General features: G+C 70.5%; 20 protein-coding genes. 16 read left to right on the forward strand and 4 right to left on the reverse strand.

The window, feature by feature from the left end; genetic code table 11:
* Positions 1-52: 52 nt before the first annotated feature.
* The 3 genes from EFJ44_RS00720 to EFJ44_RS00730 all read left to right on the forward strand — a co-directional run bounded on the left by EFJ44_RS00720 (position 53) and on the right by EFJ44_RS00730 (position 1,860).
* On the forward strand, positions 53-436 hold the full coding sequence (locus EFJ44_RS00720; protein ID WP_125255278.1) for a VOC family protein: 384 nt from the start codon (positions 53-55) through the stop codon (positions 434-436).
* A gap of 85 nt (positions 437-521) precedes the next feature.
* Positions 522-1,439, forward strand: coding sequence for an SIMPL domain-containing protein (locus EFJ44_RS00725; protein ID WP_241209629.1), 918 nt, complete (start codon positions 522-524; stop codon positions 1,437-1,439).
* Positions 1,440-1,455: 16 nt separating this feature from the next.
* Positions 1,456-1,860: an HIT domain-containing protein gene (locus EFJ44_RS00730; RefSeq protein WP_241209630.1), complete on the forward strand. Its 405-nt coding sequence runs from the start codon at positions 1,456-1,458 to the stop codon at positions 1,858-1,860.
* Here the strand turns inward: EFJ44_RS00730 and EFJ44_RS00735 are convergent.
* On the reverse strand, positions 1,857-2,465 hold the full coding sequence (locus tag EFJ44_RS00735; RefSeq protein WP_125255280.1) for a hypothetical protein: 609 nt from the start codon (positions 2,463-2,465) through the stop codon (positions 1,857-1,859). The genes EFJ44_RS00730 and EFJ44_RS00735 overlap by 4 nt on opposite strands.
* Positions 2,466-2,628: 163 nt before the next feature.
* On the opposite strand from EFJ44_RS00735, the gene sdhC reads away from it, so the two are divergent.
* The 7 genes from sdhC to EFJ44_RS00770 are packed head-to-tail and all read left to right on the forward strand — an operon-like array spanning position 2,629 to position 7,538.
* The gene (sdhC, locus tag EFJ44_RS00740; RefSeq protein ID WP_206426845.1) at positions 2,629-3,081 is read left to right on the forward strand and encodes a succinate dehydrogenase, cytochrome b556 subunit; all 453 of its coding nucleotides are present in this window, start codon (positions 2,629-2,631) and stop codon (positions 3,079-3,081) included.
* Positions 3,078-3,479, forward strand: coding sequence for a succinate dehydrogenase, hydrophobic membrane anchor protein (gene sdhD / locus EFJ44_RS00745; protein WP_125255281.1), 402 nt, complete (start codon positions 3,078-3,080; stop codon positions 3,477-3,479). Before sdhC ends, sdhD begins: the two co-directional genes overlap by 4 nt.
* A gap of 6 nt (positions 3,480-3,485) precedes the next feature.
* Positions 3,486-5,270 (forward strand): succinate dehydrogenase flavoprotein subunit, encoded by a 1,785-nt coding sequence (gene sdhA, locus EFJ44_RS00750; RefSeq protein WP_125255282.1) that lies wholly within the window; start codon positions 3,486-3,488, stop codon positions 5,268-5,270.
* On the forward strand, positions 5,270-6,073 hold the full coding sequence (locus EFJ44_RS00755; RefSeq protein WP_125255283.1) for a succinate dehydrogenase iron-sulfur subunit: 804 nt from the start codon (positions 5,270-5,272) through the stop codon (positions 6,071-6,073). Before sdhA ends, EFJ44_RS00755 begins: the two co-directional genes overlap by 1 nt.
* 30 nt (positions 6,074-6,103) lie before the next feature.
* Positions 6,104-6,424, forward strand: a complete 321-nt coding sequence (locus tag EFJ44_RS00760) for a 2Fe-2S iron-sulfur cluster-binding protein (RefSeq protein WP_125255284.1) — start codon at positions 6,104-6,106, stop codon at positions 6,422-6,424.
* Between the two features lie 14 nt (positions 6,425-6,438).
* Complete coding sequence (locus EFJ44_RS00765; protein WP_125255285.1) at positions 6,439-7,218, forward strand: kinase; 780 nt, start codon at positions 6,439-6,441, stop codon at positions 7,216-7,218.
* Positions 7,215-7,538: a PilZ domain-containing protein gene (locus tag EFJ44_RS00770; protein ID WP_125255286.1), complete on the forward strand. Its 324-nt coding sequence runs from the start codon at positions 7,215-7,217 to the stop codon at positions 7,536-7,538. The genes EFJ44_RS00765 and EFJ44_RS00770 overlap by 4 nt, the downstream gene beginning before the upstream one ends.
* Here the strand turns inward: EFJ44_RS00770 and ku are convergent.
* Positions 7,535-8,407: a non-homologous end joining protein Ku gene (ku, locus tag EFJ44_RS00775; RefSeq protein ID WP_125255287.1), complete on the reverse strand. Its 873-nt coding sequence runs from the start codon at positions 8,405-8,407 to the stop codon at positions 7,535-7,537. The genes EFJ44_RS00770 and ku overlap by 4 nt on opposite strands.
* 105 nt (positions 8,408-8,512) lie before the next feature.
* Here ku and EFJ44_RS00780 point away from each other — a divergent pair, with 105 nt between their 5' ends.
* A complete protein-coding gene (locus tag EFJ44_RS00780) occupies positions 8,513-9,142 on the forward strand; it encodes a LysE family translocator (protein ID WP_125255288.1) in 630 nt (209 codons plus the stop codon).
* A 98-nt stretch (positions 9,143-9,240) separates the two neighbouring features.
* Positions 9,241-9,762, forward strand: a complete 522-nt coding sequence (locus EFJ44_RS00785; protein WP_241209631.1) for a CC0125/CC1285 family lipoprotein — start codon at positions 9,241-9,243, stop codon at positions 9,760-9,762.
* 45 nt (positions 9,763-9,807) lie between these two features.
* On the opposite strand, the gene EFJ44_RS00790 is transcribed toward EFJ44_RS00785, so the two are convergent.
* Positions 9,808-10,548, reverse strand: a complete 741-nt coding sequence (locus EFJ44_RS00790; protein WP_125255290.1) for a DUF6065 family protein — start codon at positions 10,546-10,548, stop codon at positions 9,808-9,810.
* A gap of 74 nt (positions 10,549-10,622) precedes the next feature.
* Between EFJ44_RS00790 and EFJ44_RS00795 the strand changes: the two genes are divergently transcribed.
* From EFJ44_RS00795 to EFJ44_RS00810, 4 genes are read left to right on the forward strand one after another with little or no spacing between them, the layout of a single operon-like run.
* On the forward strand, positions 10,623-11,162 hold the full coding sequence (locus EFJ44_RS00795) for a prolyl-tRNA synthetase associated domain-containing protein (RefSeq protein ID WP_125255291.1): 540 nt from the start codon (positions 10,623-10,625) through the stop codon (positions 11,160-11,162).
* 43 nt (positions 11,163-11,205) lie between these two features.
* Positions 11,206-12,102, forward strand: a complete 897-nt coding sequence (gene trxA / locus EFJ44_RS00800; RefSeq protein ID WP_125255292.1) for a thioredoxin — start codon at positions 11,206-11,208, stop codon at positions 12,100-12,102.
* Between the two features lie 16 nt (positions 12,103-12,118).
* On the forward strand, positions 12,119-12,778 hold the full coding sequence (locus tag EFJ44_RS00805) for an LON peptidase substrate-binding domain-containing protein (RefSeq protein WP_125255293.1): 660 nt from the start codon (positions 12,119-12,121) through the stop codon (positions 12,776-12,778).
* 10 nt (positions 12,779-12,788) lie between these two features.
* Positions 12,789-12,986: a Trm112 family protein gene (locus EFJ44_RS00810; protein ID WP_125255294.1), complete on the forward strand. Its 198-nt coding sequence runs from the start codon at positions 12,789-12,791 to the stop codon at positions 12,984-12,986.
* 16 nt (positions 12,987-13,002) lie between these two features.
* On the opposite strand, the gene EFJ44_RS00815 is transcribed toward EFJ44_RS00810, so the two are convergent.
* The gene (locus tag EFJ44_RS00815) at positions 13,003-14,262 is read right to left on the reverse strand and encodes a UbiH/UbiF/VisC/COQ6 family ubiquinone biosynthesis hydroxylase (RefSeq protein WP_125255295.1); all 1,260 of its coding nucleotides are present in this window, start codon (positions 14,260-14,262) and stop codon (positions 13,003-13,005) included.
* Positions 14,263-14,287 lie beyond the last annotated feature (25 nt).

Raw genomic sequence — 14,287 nt, forward strand, 5'->3', positions numbered from 1 at the left:
TCTTGCGTTCCTGATTTGTTCGTGTCTTCGTGGAGGGACGGAGGGAAGCGACATGATCGGCTATGTGACGCTGGGCACCAACGACCTGGAGCGGGGCGCGCGGTTCTACGACGCCCTGGCGAATGAGCTGGGCACGGGGCGGATGATGGAATGGCCGGGCGCGATCGCCTGGGGCACGCCGGGCGGGTCGCCGGGCATCGGCCTGACGAAGCCGTTCGACGGAAACGCCGCCAGCGTGGGCAACGGCGTCATGGTGGCGCTGGAGGCGAAGGACCGGGATCAGGTGCGTCGCCTGCACGCGATCGCGCTGGAGAACGGCGGAATCTGCGAGGGCCCGCCCGGGCCGCGGGGAGAGGGCTTCTACGCCGCCTATTTCCGGGACCCCGACGGCAACAAGCTGAACGCCTTCCTGATGGAGGGTGGGGCGACGGCGTGACGGTTTACCCGTGCGGGCGCACCGGGCACTGTGCGCGTCCCGACTCGCTGGGGGACGGCATTTGAGAATTCTCTTTGTTTTGGCCGTGACGGCCGCGTCGGTCTGCGGTCCGGTCGCCATGGCGCAGACGCCCCCGGCCACGGTCGGGCAGCAGTACGTGCCCGCCCCCTGGTGGATGCGGGATCCGGTGATCGCCTCGATGGGCCATGTCCGGGCGGAGGTTCCGGCCAACAGGGCGACCTTCTCCGCCACCTTCCAGACGATCGAGCGGACCGCTCCGGAAGCGTCCGCGCGCGCCGCCGAGCAGGTGAGCGCGATCAGCCGGTCGCTCGCCGCCTACGGTCCCGACGTGGTGCGGGTCGAGACGACGCTGACCACCCGGCCGCTCTACGAACAGTATCGCGACGGCGACGGCGTTCTTCAGGACAACGTTCGCGCCGATCGGGTGCAGCGCTATCAGGTCGAGGCGGTCATCTCCGTCACGGTGCGGGACGTCTCGGTCCTGGAACGAGTCTACGGCGCCGTCGTGGCCGCGCGGCCGACGTCCATCGGCCGCGTCGCCTTCCGGCTGGAGCCGGACAACGAAACCACCGCCTGGCTGGCCGATCAGGCGGTCGGCGACGCGGCCCGGCGCGCCGACCGGGCCGCCACGTCCGCCGGCGCCCGCCGCGGGAGCGTTCGCGTCATCGACCCTTCGGGCCGGACCTGCCAGACGGACGTCCTCGCCGGGTGGCCGTCCTACGGCTCGGGCGCGCCGGCCCCGACCACGGTCGAGGTGACCGGCAGCCGGGTCAGGCGCGACCCCGCCGGCGCGCCCACGCCTCTGATCGAGGTCCAGCGCGAGGAACTCCTCGACGCAGGCTCGGGAACGGTCGTCGACTACCTTGCGACGGTTCCGGCGATGTCGAACAGTCTGGTCCCCGAAGACTCCACCTCCCTGACCCTCCAGCCGCCGATGCAGTGGCTGTCGGCGCAGGCCTGCGTGGTCTATGCGCTCGACTGACGGCCCGTCCGAATTCATGCCCGATCCAGCCTTCCTCGCCGGCTCGACGGCCGCCGCCGACTGGCCGCTGTGCCACGTGCGGCTGCAGCTGGACGGGCGCTTCCCCTGGCTGATCCTGATCCCGCGGCGGGCCGGACTGGTGGAGCTGGAGGACCTGTCGGCGATCGAGCGGACCATGCTGGCCGAGGAGACGGTGCGCGCCGGCCGGATCGTGCGGGCGATGGGCGCCGACCGGGGCCTGCCGGTGGAGAAGCTGAACGTCGCGGCGCTGGGCAATGTGACGCGCCAGCTGCATCAGCACGTCGTCGGCCGGCGCGGCGACGACGGCTTGTGGCCGGATCCGGTCTGGGGCCGGGGCACGGCGGCCCCCCTTGATCCGGGCGCGAGAGATCGCGCGCTGGAGATCGTCCGCGCCGGCTAGCGGACCATGCGCACGGGACGACGGCGGGCGTCCGGACCGACGAGGACGCCCTGCCACCCTTCCCCCGCCGGGCTGAGGCTCAGCGCGCCGCCGCCGTGCAGGATCAGGTCCACCAGCCGGGGAGACCGCTGCCCGGAGACGGCGACGCCCCGATCGGAGCCGCGCGCGTCGCGCCACGCCCCTTCGACCGCCAGCCCGGGTCCGGGATCGTCGAGCACGAGGCGCAGCAGAGGCCGGCCGTCCGCGTCGATCACCGACCAGCGACCGTCCAGCGGGCCGGCCAGGGCGTCCATGCTGAGCTCGGCGCCCGCCACCCCCTGGGCATAGCCCGCCTCGGCCGCGGTCGGCTCCGCCTCGTACTCGCCGGCGTAGGCGTCGACCGGCACGGCCCCGGCGATCGGCGCGCGGAAGGGGCGGGCGGCGGCGTCGCCCTCCGGCGTCTCCCGACCGAAGTCCGAGGGCGGCTCGAACGGCCGCACCGGCGGCGGGGAATAGAGTCGCTCCGCGGGCACGGCCGGGACGGGGTCGCTCGCGGGCGCCCCGGGCGGGTCCTGGGCGGCGAGGCCAAGCGACAGACACAGAACGGCGGACGCGACGTCGATCATGGCCTCAACCTGACGTGCGCCGCGCCGGGGCGGCAAGGCCTCACGCGCATCGCGCGCATTCTTGCCGCAGCGCAGCAGGCTTCGTTGACGCCCGCCGCGCGCATGACCTAAAGCCAAGTCCGCCCCGGCGTGGAATCGCCCACGCTACATGAGAATTGTTCGCATGTCGAAGCCCCATCCGGACGGCGCGGCGGCGGAGGACCAGACGGGTCGCTTCGTCACCCAGCCGAACGGCCGCCCCCGCCCCCTGTCGCCACACATGCAGATCTGGCGCTGGCACGTGACCATGGCCGCCTCGATCCTGTTCCGGGTCACCATCGGCGCCGCCAGCGTGGGCGCGGTCCTGGTCACCGCCTGGCTGGGCGCCGTCGCCTTCGGCCCCGGGGCCCATGCCGCCGTCACCGGGTTCATGGGCTCGCCGCCGGGGCTGCTGATCGGCTTCGGCCTGACCGTCGTGCTGTTTTCCTTCTTCCTGAACGGCGCGCGCCACACGATCAACGACACCGGCAACGGACTGACGCCGAAGACCTCGAACCTGCTGTCGTGGATCTCGGTCATCGGCCCCGTCGTCCTCGCCGCCGGCTTCTGGGCCGCGTTGATGGGAGCCCCGGCATGAGCGCGCATCGGTACCGCGAGGGCGTGAAGGTGTCGGAGCGCCACGGCGCGGTCGAATGGCTGACCGAGCGGGCGGCGCTCGTGGCCCTGCTGCCGCTCAGCCTGTGGGTGGCGTCCAGCGCCTTCACCCTGGCGGGCGCGGACCACGCGGCGGTGATGGGGTGGTTCGCCCGCCCCCTGAACACCGGGCTGTCGGTGGCCACGATCATGATCCTCAGCGTCTACGCCGGCCTGGCGTGGAAGGTGATCATCGAGGACTACATCCACCGCCCGTCCAGCAAGACCTTCCTGATGGCGCTGTCGAACCTGACCTTTCTGCTCCTGACCGCGACCGCCGTCTTCTTCATCGTGCGCCTGCACGTGGGGTCCGCCCCGCTGCCGGCCGGCTTCGGGATCTGACCGCCGATGGCGTCTTATGAGTTCGTCGATCACGCCTACGACGTCGTGGTGGTGGGGGCCGGCGGCTCCGGCCTGCGCGCGGCGCTGGGCGCGGCCCAGCAGGGGCTGAAGGTCGCCTGCGTCACCAAGGTCTTCCCGACCCGTTCGCACACCGTCGCGGCCCAGGGCGGCATCTCCGCCAGCCTGGGCAACATGGGCGAGGATTCCTGGCAGTGGCACATGTACGACACCGTCAAGGGGTCGGACTGGCTGGGCGACCAGGACGCCATCGAATACCTGGTCCGCGAGGCGCCGAAGGCGGTCTACGAGCTTGAGCACTGGGGCGTGCCCTTCTCGCGCACCGAGGAAGGCAAGATCTACCAGCGCGCCTTCGGCGGCATGACCCGCAACTTCGGCGAGGGCCCGGTCCAGCGCACCTGCGCGGCGGCGGACCGCACCGGCCACGCCATGCTGCACACCCTGTACGGCCAGTCGGTGCGTCGGGAAGTCGAATTCTTCATCGAGTATTTCGCGCTCGACCTGATCATGCAGGACGGCGCCTGCACCGGCGTGACGGCGTGGAAGCTGGACGACGGCACCCTTCACCGGTTCCGCGCCAAGCTGGTGATCCTGGCCACCGGCGGCTACGGCCGCGCCTATTTCAGCGCCACCTCGGCCCACACCTGCACCGGCGACGGCAACGCCATGGTCCTGCGCGCCGGCCTGCCGTGCCAGGACATGGAGTTCGTCCAGTTCCACCCGACCGGCATCTACGGGGCCGGCTGCCTGATCACCGAGGGCGCGCGGGGCGAGGGCGGTTACCTGACCAACTCCGAGGGCGAGCGGTTCATGGAACGCTATGCCCCCTCGGCCAAGGATCTGGCGTCGCGGGACGTGGTCTCGCGCTCCATGACCATCGAGATCCGCGAGGGTCGCGGCGTGGGTCCGAACAAGGACCACATCTTCCTCCACCTCGATCACCTCGACCCGAAGATCCTGCACGAGCGCCTGCCGGGCATCTCCGAAAGCGCCAAGATCTTCGCCGGCGTCGACGTGACGAAGCAGCCGATCCCGGTGCTGCCGACGGTCCACTACAACATGGGCGGCATCCCCACGAACTATCACGGCGAGGTGCTGACCAAGCGCGACGGGAACCCCGACGCCGTGGTGCCCGGCCTGATGGCCGTGGGCGAGGCGGCCTGCGTGAGCGTGCACGGCGCCAATCGTCTGGGCTCCAATTCCCTGATCGATCTGGTCGTCTTCGGCCGCGCGGCGGGCCTGCGCGCCGGACAGATCGTCGACAAGGCCTCGGCCGTGCCGGACGCCCCGGCGTCGGCGACCGACGGCCACCTGGCGCGCTTCGACCGCTTCCGCCACGCGTCGGGCTCGACCCCGACCGCCGAGCTGCGCATCCAGATGCAGCGCGCCATGCAATCCGACGCCGCGGTGTTCCGCACCGGCAGGACGCTGCAGGAGGGCGTGGACAAGCTGCGCGCCATCGACGCGGCGGGCGACACGATCCGGACCACCGACCGCGGCATGATCTGGAACACGGATCTGGTTGAGACGCTGGAGTACGACAACCTGATCGCCCAGGCGCTCGTGACCATCGAAGGCGCCCTGAACCGCGAAGAGAGCCGCGGCGCCCACGCGCGGGAGGACTTCCCCGAGCGCGACGACGAGAACTGGATGAAGCACACCCTGGCGTGGAAGCGTCCGGGCGAGGGCGTCGTCCTCGATGACCGCCCGGTGCACGCCTACACCATGACCGACGAAATCGAATACATCGCCCCCAAGGCGCGGGTTTACTGATGGTCCAGCTCACCCTTCCCAAGGGCTCGAAGCCCACGACCGGCAAGGTCCACAAGGCCCCCGCCGGCGCCCAGAACGTCAAGACCTACAAGGTCTATCGGTACGATCCCGAGGTCGACGCCGATCCGCGGTGGGACGTCTATGAAGTCTCGGCCGACGACCACGGGCCGATGCTGCTGGATGCCCTGATCCACATCAAGAACACCATCGATCCGACCCTGTCGTTCCGGCGCTCGTGCCGCGAGGGCATCTGCGGCTCGTGTTCGATGACCATAGACGGGCGCAACGCCCTGGCCTGCACCAAGGGCTGGGACGAATGCACGTCCTCGACCATCTCGGTCGCGCCCCTGCCCCACCAGCCGGTGGTGAAGGATCTCGTGACGGACCTCTCGCTGTTCTACGCGCAGTACGACTCGATCCAGCCCTATCTGCAGTCGGACGAGCCGGACCCGGAGAAGGAGCGGCTGCAGTCCCCCGAGGACCGCGCCAAACTGGACGGTCTGTACGAGTGCATCCTGTGTGCCTGCTGCTCGACCAGTTGCCCCAGCTACTGGTGGAACCAGACCGACTATCTGGGCCCGGCGGCCCTGCTGCAGGCCTATCGCTGGATCGCCGACAGCCGCGACGACGCCACCGACAAGCGCCTCGACGACCTCGAGGACCCGTTCAAGCTCTATCGTTGCCACACCATCATGAACTGCGCCCAGGTGTGCCCGAAAGGTCTGAACCCGGCCAAGGCCATCGCCGAGACCAAGAAGCTGATGGTCTCTCCGTCGCGCAAGAAGACGAAGGCTCCCGCCTGATGTCCGCCCTGTCGCTGCTTGAGGGCTGACGTGGCCAAGATCACCTATGTCGAGCACGACGGCCGCGAGCACGTGGTCGAGGTCAAGAACGGCCTCTCCGTCATGGAGGGCGCGATCCGCAACAACGTGCCCGGGATCGACGCCGACTGCGGCGGCGCCTGCGCCTGCGCCACGTGCCACGTCTACGTCGACGAAGCGTTCCAGGACGTCACGGGTCGGCAGAGCCCGATGGAAGAGTCGATGCTGGACTTCGCCGACAACGTGCAGCCCAACAGCCGCCTGTCGTGCCAGATCCGCGTCTCTGACGATCTGGACGGGTTGATCGTGCGCCTGCCGGAAAGCCAGCACTGAGCGCGAACCCCGACATGGTCGCCCTCGTCGGGCGGCTGATCGCGGCCGGGCCGTCCGACCGGCCGCCGCGGATCGCGATCGTGGGGGCGCAGGGCTCGGGCAAGACCACGCTGGCGCGCGCCGCCGCGGCCCGGTTCGGAGCGGCGCAGATCTCGATCGACGACGTCTATCTGACGCGGGGAGAGCGCGAGGCCATGGCCCGCGACGTCCATCCCCTCTTCGTCACCCGCGGCCCGCCGGGAACCCACGATCTGGCCATGCTGTCGGATCTGATGGACCGCCTGTCGACGGCCGGGCCGGACGACAGGACGCCCCTGCCCGACTTCGACAAGCGCGGCGACGACCGCGTCCCGCCGGGCCGCTGGCGGGCCTTCGCCGGCCGGCCGTCGGCCATTCTGATCGACGCCTGGTGTCTGGGCGCCCTTCCCGAAGACGAGGCCGCCCTGAGATCGCCGATCAACGCGCTGGAGAGGGACCTGGACGCGGACGGCCGCTGGCGGCGCGCGATCGACGGCTTCGTCGGGGGCGCCTATGCCGACTTCGCGTGCGGTCTGGACGCGGTGCTCTTCCTGAGGGCGCCCGCATTCGAGGTGGTGCACGACTGGCGCTGCCAGCAGGAGGCGGACCTGTTGGGCGTGGCGGCCGCCGACCTGCCGAAGGACGAGCGCGCCCGGCTGGCCGGCTTCATCCAGTATTTCGAGCGCCTGACCCGGCGCATGCTGGCCGGCGGAGTGCGGGCCGACGTGACGGTTTCACTGGATCGAAACCGCGTCCCGGGACCTATTGCGGCATGAGCGCAGACCGCCGCCTCGAAGTCCGCCTGCCCGCCGACGGCCGCGGCCTGCTGGTCGGACCGGGCGTGGAACAGGCTTGCAGACTGGTCGATCAGTCGCCGTCGGGGCTCCGCGTGCGGCTGGACCGGTCGGCGGCCCTGCCCCGCGAGGTCATGGTCGTTGATGTGCCCGGAGGCGTGGCCACCCCGGTGACCGTGGTCTGGCAGAAGGGTCAGGAGGCGGGGCTGAAGCGGTCCGGCGACGGCGCCACCCTGCGCGGGCTGGTGCCCGGACGACTCGTCGCCGTGCGCGACGCCTGGCGGCGCGCCGGGGGACGTTAGGCCGCCTTCTTCCTCGTGGCCGCCTTCTTCGCGGCGGTCTTTCCGGCCGAGGCCTTCTTCGTCGAGGTCCTGGACGAGGCCCGGCCGCCCGAGGCCGATCCCTTCAGGCTCGCCCGCAACGCCGCCATCAGATCGACGACGTTGGTGTCCTCGGGCTCCGGCGCCTCGACCAGCTTCCTGCCGCCCTTCTGCTTGGACCTGATCAGCGCCTTCAACGCCTCGTCGTAGCGGTCGACGAACTTCGAGGGATCGAAGTCGCCCTCCTTCTGGCCGATTATCTTCTCGGCGATGGCGACCATGTCCGCGTCCGCCTCGACCGAGGGGATGTCGTCGAAGAAGTCGCCTGCGTCGCGCACCTCGTCGTGCGGGCGCAGCGACCAGGCCACCAGCCCCTTGTCCCGCACCTCCAGCGCGATCTGCCGCTCGCGGTTCCGCAGCACCAGGCAGCCGATGGCGATCTTGTCGGCCTCGCGCATCGCCTCGCGGATGACGGCGAAGGCCTCGGCTCCCGGCCCCTTGTCCGGCACCACGTAGAAGGGACTGTCCCAGTACAGTCGGTCGATCTCGTCGGCGTCGACGAAGCGATCGATGGAGATGGTCCGGGTCGACTCCAGCTTCACCTTCTCGAAGTCGGCGTCGTCCATCAGGACGTATTCGTCCTTGGACACTTCATAGCCTTTCACCAGGTCGGACCGCTCCACCGGCCCGGCGTCCGGATCGGTCGGCACCATGCGGATGCGGTTGTTCGTCTCGGGATTGATCAGGTGGAAGCTGACCCGTTCGGACGAACTGGTGGCGGTGTAGAGGGCGACCGGACAGGTCACCAGCGACAGCTTCAGATGGCCCTGCCAGGTGGGACGCGCGGCCATGGGACGACTCCTCGAACGTGACGACGCGAGTCAACGCGGGCGGGCGAGGATTCGTTCGCGGGCGCCGGATTGACGACGGGCGCGGAGCGCGCCATCGGGCGGACCATGGACCTGCCCGTCGATCCTCACCGCTATGCGGCCTTCCTGGCGGTCATGGCGGTGATGGCGGTGACGCCGGGGCCGGCCAACCTGTTCTCGGTCGCCAACGGCATGGCGCGCGGCAAGGCGGCCGTCCTGCCGGGCGTGGTCGGGATGAGCGGGGCGACCCTGGTGTGGTTCGGGGCCGCGGCGCTGGGGCTGGGGGCGCTCGTCACGGCGTTTCCGCAGGTCTTCCGGCTCGTCGCCTGGGCGGGCGCCCTGTACGTGGCCTGGCTGGGGGTGAAGTCGCTTCGGTCGGCCCTGAGGGCGGGTGCGGACCGACGGCCCGTCGCTCCGCCGCGGCTCGGCCGCGACCCGTTCACGGACGGCTTTCTGGTGCAGATCGCCAATCCCAAGGCGGTGCTGTTCTTCACCGCCGTGCTGCCGCCCTTCATGGACGCCGACCGCCCGGCGGCGCCGCAGCTGGCCCTGTTCGCCGTCGCCACGATCGGCATGGATTTCATCACCATGAGCGCCTACGGCCTGGGTGGAGCGACGCTGGCCGGGGCCATGACCCGCCCTGCGGTGCGGCGCGGTTTCGATCTTCTGATCGGTGTGCTCCTCTTGACCGCGGCCGTTCTGATCGGCCTGCGCTGAGCGCCCGGAACCCCGCCGTTCAGCGTTCGTTCAGCTTGGTTGGAGGCCAATTGCGGAAGATGGAGAACCCCATGAAACTCAAAGCAAAATCTGTCCGCATGGCGACATTGGCCGGCGCCGCGGCGCTGGCCCTTTCGGCCTGCGCCACCGCGACCGCCTACGGCCCGGCGGATCCGGACGGCCGTTACGGCTATTCCGAGAGCCGGTTGGAGGCCGACCGCTATCGGGTCACCTTCTCGGGCAACTCGGTCACCTCGCGCGAGCAGGTGGAGATGTCGCTGCTCCTGCGCGCCGCCGAACTGACGGTTCAGAGCGGTTATGACTGGTTCTCGACCGTGGAGCGCGCCACCGATCGCGACACGCGGTTCTACACCACCCGCGATCCGTTCTACTACGACCGCTACGGCCCGTACTGGACGCCCTACTGGCGCTTCCGCAGCCGCGGCTACTGGAGCCCGTTCGCGCATCGCTGGGGTCCGGACTACGACGTCCGCCAGATCGACCGGTATGAGGCCTCCGCGGAGATCGTCATGGGCCGGGGGCCCAAGCCGGCCGGCGACCCCAACGCCTTCGACGCGCGCGACGTCATCGACAACATCGGGCCGCGCGTCCGGATGTGACCCCGGAAAGCCCCGGCCTCGGCCGGGGCTTTCCGTCGTACCGCCTCAGCCGATGCGCGGCGCGCGCAGTCGGCGCTTGTTGGTGTGCGTCTCCGGCGCGGCGCCCAGATCCTCGGGCATCTCGCCCTTGAAGTAGAAGCGCTGCCACGCCTCCTTGGCCGCGGCCGGATCGCCGCCGGCGAGGCGCCGGTTGAAGTCGGTGCGCTGGCGGTTCCAGGCCTCGAACTGGCCCTGCATCACCGGATTGCTCTCCAGCGCCCGCACCACCGGATCGACCTGCTCCATCTTGCGGTGCTCGATCAGGGTGATGAAGCAGAAAGGCTCGCCCCGCTCGAAGCGGATCCGTCCCGGCCTCGTGAAAAGCCAGTTCATGGTGAAGGGGAAGGGCAGCCAGTCGGTTTCGATCAGACCCGTCAGGGACTGGATGCCGTCCTTGATGTGGTTCGGCGCGCCCATGGCCAGCATGCCCCAGCCCGGCGGGGTCCGGAACAGGTACTGGGGGTGCATGGTCAGCACACCCTGGGTGAAGTGGGAGGTGACGAAATGCTCAAGCTCCGGCGTCGGCCGGTCGCCGGTGATCTTGATGTCCTCCTGGCGCGGCCCCCCGTTCCACTCGGCGGTGAAGCCGTAGGGGCACAGGATCTCCCACCCCGTGGTGTTGGCCATGTTCAGCGGCAGGCAACGATAGGGATGGCGCGAGGTGAAGGCGTCCATCCAGGCGCGCGGCTGACGCCCCGGCACCATGTCCGGCGGGCGGGCGGTCATGGGGAAGCATTCAAGTTCCAAGGCGCGGCTCCGATGGGCTACTGACGCGGACGGGACACTCCTAACCGCCCCCGCCCGCCCGCGCCAAGAGCCTGATGACGCCACTCTACGACCGAGACCGCCTGCTGCACTGGATGACGGCCGAAGGCCTCTCCCCGCTCACCCATGACCACGCGCCGGTCTTCCGCGTCGAGGAAGGGCTGGAGCTCAAGGCCGCCCTGCCCGGCGCCCACACCAAGAACCTGTTTCTGAAGGACAAGAAGGGCGCCTTCTGGCTCGTCTCGGCGCGACAGGACACATCGGTGGACCTGAAGCGTCTGCCGCGCGCGATCGGCGCCGACCGACTGTCCTTCGGCCGGGAGGAGTTGCTTTGGGACCTGATGGGCGTGCGGCCGGGCTCGGTCACGGCGCTGGCGTTGATCAACGACCCGGGCCGGCGCGTGACCTTCGTGCTGGACCGCGCCCTGTGGCAGGCGGGCACGGTCAATTTTCATCCCCTCACCAACGCCGCGACGACGGCCCTGGGGCAGGCCGACTTCCGCCGGTTCCTGAGGCTTCTCGGCCGCGACCCCCTGGTCGTCGACTTCGCCGACGAGGAAGCGGGTCCCACCCTTTGCCAAACCTCGCCGGAATGACCATCTGCGGAGCCGACCGGCCGTCCCGGAGTTAGAGAGACCGATGACCCTCACCGACGCTTCCCCTCCCGAAGACCTGATCAAGGACGGCACCGACGCCGGCTTCATGGCCGACGTGGTCGAGGCCTCGAAGAGCCAGCCGGTCATCGTCGACTTCTGGGCCACGTGGTGCGGCCCGTGCCGGCAGCTGACCCCGTCGCTGGAGAAGGCCGTCCGCGCGGCGAAGGGCGCGGTGAAGCTGGTCAAGATCGACGTCGACAAGAACCCGGCCTACGCGGGCCAGCTTCGGGTGCAGTCGATACCCACCGTCTACGCCTTCAAGGACGGCAAGCCGATCGACGGGTTCCAGGGGGCGGTCCCCGAGAGCCAGATCAAGGCCTTCATCGAGCGTCTGACCGGCGACGGCGCGGTGTCCGACGTGGAGAACCTGCTGGCTCTGGGCAATGAATCGCTCGGCCTCGAGGACATCGGCGGCGCCGCCCAGGCCTTCGCCGAGGTGCTGTCGATCGACCCGGGCAACGTGAAAGCGGTCGCCGGCATGGCTCGCGTCTATCTGGCCACCGGCGACCATGAGCAGGCGATCCAGACCATCGCCATGGCGCCGAAGGACTCCACCGATCCCGACGTCCAGAGCGTGCGCGCCCAGCTGGCCCTCGGATCGGCTCCGGCGCGGGACGACGGGGCGACCGCCGGGCTCCGCGACAGGGTGGCCGCCAATCCCACCGACTGGCAGGCCCGGCACGACCTGGCCCAGGCGCTGGCCGCACAGGGCGACTTCGCGGGCGCCGTCGACGAACTGCTGGAAATCGTCCGCGCCGACCGCGAATGGAACGATCAGGCCGCGCGCAAGACCCTGCTGACGGTGTTCGAGGCGGCCGGAGCCGGCTCCGACGTGGCCCGCGACGGACGACGGCGCCTGTCGTCGATCCTGTTCGCCTGAGACGGGGACCCGGCGCGTGGCCCAGGGATACGTGAAGGCCGCCGACCTGCCTCAGGTCATTCCGGTCTTCCCGCTGGCCGGGGCCATCCTGCTGCCGCGCGGTCAGCTGCCGCTGAACATCTTCGAGCCGCGCTATCTGAACATGATCGACGACGCCATGGGCGCCGACCGCCTGATCGGCATGGTCCAGCCTTCGGGCGGCGCGCCCAGTCTTCCCGCCCTGTCGCCGGTGGGTTGCGTCGGCCGCATAACGAGCTTCGCCGAAACGTCGGACGGCCGCTACCTGATCACCCTGACCGGCGTCAGTCGCTGGCGGCTGACCAGCGAACTCCCGGTTCAGACGCCCTACCGGCAGATCCGCGCCGACTTCACGCCCTACGAGGCCGACCTGACGCCGGACGACGGAGCGGAGGACGTGGACGACCGCGCCGCCCTGCTGGACTCCCTCCACCGCTGGCTGGAGCGGCGCGGCATGGACGTGGACTGGGACGCCGCGCGCGACGCCCCGGCGGAGGCCCTGGTCAACAGCCTGGCAATGGCCCTGCCCTTCGAGGTCGCGGAGAAGCAGGCCCTGCTGGAGGCGCGGACCGTGGCCGACCGGTTGACGGCGCTGACCGCGATCCTCAGCATCGACGCCGCCGACCCCGACGACGACGCCCAGACCACGAGACAGTAGACAGCCAGCCATGAGCGACGCCTTCGTCACCCCGCCTTCCGTCGACCCGCGCTTGCTGGAGGTGCTGGTCTGCCCCGTCACGCGCGGGAGGCTGACCTATGATCGCGAGGCGCAGGAGCTGATCTCGGCCGGGGCGAAGAAGGCCTATCCCATCCGCGACGGCGTGCCGATCCTGCTGCCGGAGGAGGCGCGGGATCTGACGGACTAGCGCGCCGGAGCCGGGCTCAGGCGACCAGCCGTTCGCCGCGCATCAGCTTCGGCAGGTCGCCGGTCGCGCCGCCGGCCTCATGCATGAAGGCGCGGCGCAGGGGGGCGATGCGATTGACCGCCGCCATGCCGAGATCCCTCGCCAGACGGACCGGCGGCAGGTCGTTCGAGAACAGGCGCACGAAGCCGTCGAACCCCGCGGCCAGCACGGCGACGTCGAACCGGCGCCAACGGGCGTAGCGCTCCAGCACCAGCTCCGAGCCGAAGTCCTCGCCCACCGACACGGCCTCGGCCAGCACCTCGGCCAACACGGCGGCGCCGCGCAATCCCATGTTGAAGCCCTGGCCCGCCACCGGGTGCACGGCGTGGGCCGCGTCGCCGATCAGGGCGACCCGGGGGGCGCACAGCCGCTCGGCCAGTTCCATCGACAGCGGATAGACGAAACGCGGTCCCTCGACCGTCGCCCGGCCCAGGAAGGGCCCGAAGCGGCGCATCAGGTGGGCGTGGAAGGCGTCGTCCGAAGCGGCCTTCAGCGCCTCGGCCCGCCGTGTGGTCTCGGTCCAGACCAGACTGGCGCGGCGGTCGGTCAGGGGCAGGATGGCGAAGGGCCCCGCCGGCAGGAAATGCTCGTGCGCCAAATTGCCGTGGTCGCGCTCCATCCTGACCGTGGCCACCACCCCGGACTGACCGTATTTCCAGCCCAGAACGTCGATCCCGGCCGCCTGCCGCACCGGCGACCCGCGTCCCTCCGCGCCGACGACCAGCGTGGCGGACAGGCTCCGGCCGTCCGCCAGCCGGACCTCGGCCGATCCCGGCCCGACCGCCACGTCCTGCACCGCGGCCGGCGCGAGGATCGACGCTCCGCTCCGGCCCAGCGCGCCGACGAGGGCGGAGCGAATCCAGCGGTTCTCGACCATGTAGCCCAGCGGCTCGCCGCCTGTGCGGTCGGCTATCTCTTCCGCCTCGAACCTAAGGAAGGCCGACGACGCCGGCCGCGACGCCGCCCCGGGGCGGCGGCCGTCGGTCACCAGGATGCGGTCCATGCGGCAGGCGCGGGGCCGCAGCTCCTCACCCAGTCCCAGCGCCTCCAGCATGCGGAAGCTGGAGAAGGACAGGGCGGTCGCCCGGCCGTCGAAGGTCGGCGCGGCCTGGGCGCTCAGGGGCGCGGCGTCGACCACCGCGACTTCCAGCCCCGCCTGCACCGCCGCGAGGGCGAAGGCCGCCCCGGCCATGCCTCCGCCGGAGACGACGACGTCGAACCTGTCCCGATCGCTCATGCCCCGCTTGTCGCGCGGCGGCCGG

Source organism: Brevundimonas fluminis (genome assembly GCF_003934285.1).
In the GTDB taxonomy this organism is placed as follows: Bacteria; Pseudomonadota; Alphaproteobacteria; order Caulobacterales; family Caulobacteraceae; genus Brevundimonas; species Brevundimonas fluminis.